Annotated in this window: 2 protein-coding genes; both read right to left on the minus strand. The window is 58.6% G+C overall.

The features are described 5' to 3' along the window. Nucleotides 1-211, minus strand: a 211-nt coding sequence (locus NW840_RS11625) for a helix-turn-helix domain-containing protein (RefSeq protein ID WP_414344432.1), incomplete at its 3' end; no start/stop codon positions are given. 132 nt (nucleotides 212-343) lie between these two features. After that, the coding region (gene mltG, locus NW840_RS11630; protein WP_414344430.1) for an endolytic transglycosylase MltG at nucleotides 344-1,057 on the minus strand (714 nt) is incomplete at its 5' end.

Here is a 1,057-nt window from a genome sequence, read left to right on the forward strand (position 1 = left end):
CCTGGTAGTACCAGGGATGCGCTTGCTTCACTTCAGCTACCAGGCGCTTGTGCAGGTCAATGGCGGTGGGGAGTTTTTGCTGGTTCTCCAGGGCTTGCCGACAGACCTCTAGGCCCCAGTTGTAGGCGTGGCGGGCTACCCCAGCATGTTGAGCTGCTAGAGTTGTTTGCTTGTGGTTGAGGATGAGTTGTGTTTGGAAGCCCAGTAACATGTCCGCCACACCGCAAAGCGTCCATGAGTTTCGTGCAACTTTTGGCTTGGCGCTCACCAGCCTCTTCCAGCTTTAGGTAGCCAATGTTGACTACTGTAAGGTTTTCGGCCTACTGCTGTCAGCCCTCCTCGGCTAAGGACTGGGTTGAGGACTATGGTGGGATCCCTGGGCAGCTTGCCGACGCTCTTGAATAATTTGCAATTGGGCTGCCTCGTGCTCTGCTAGGGTTTTGCTGAAAATGTGAGTGCCATCGTAGCGGGCCACGAAGTAGAGATAGTCGGTCTGCTCAGGCTGCAAAACGGCTTTTAGGCTGGCCAAGCCCGGACTGGCGATGGGGCCGGGGGGCAAACCCGGGTTAAGGTAGGTGTTGTAGGGAGAGGGGGTACGCACCTCCGCAAGGGTGAGGCGGCGATCTGGGGTTTGCCGGATATTCAAGGCATATTCCACCGTCGGATCGGCTCCCAGGGGGATCCCTTTCTTAAGCCGGTTCAGAAAGACACCTGCAATCAAAGCGCGTTCTTCCGGCACCACGGCCTCCCGCTCCACAATGCTGGCCAAGGTGACCCACTCGTGCAGAGACAGGGAAGTGGTGTGCTGGCGAAACAGGGGCAGGGCCACCGCGACAAATCGCTGCAGCATGGCGTCGACCACCATCTGGGCCTTTTCCCGATCCGGCAGGGATCCCTCCACCTGTTCGATGGGGAAAAGATAGGTGTCTGGGAACAGGTAGCCTTCTAGAGAGCTCAAGTGGGGGGGCAGCCAATCGAGGGGGGGAATCACCCGGGTCACGGCAATGAAGGCATCGGCTGCCAGCCAGTTGCGCTGGGCCAGAGCCTCTGCCATTTG

The sequence above is a fragment of the Synechococcus sp. R5-13 genome (assembly GCF_047462015.1).
Lineage (GTDB): Bacteria > Cyanobacteriota > Cyanobacteriia > Thermostichales > Thermostichaceae > Thermostichus.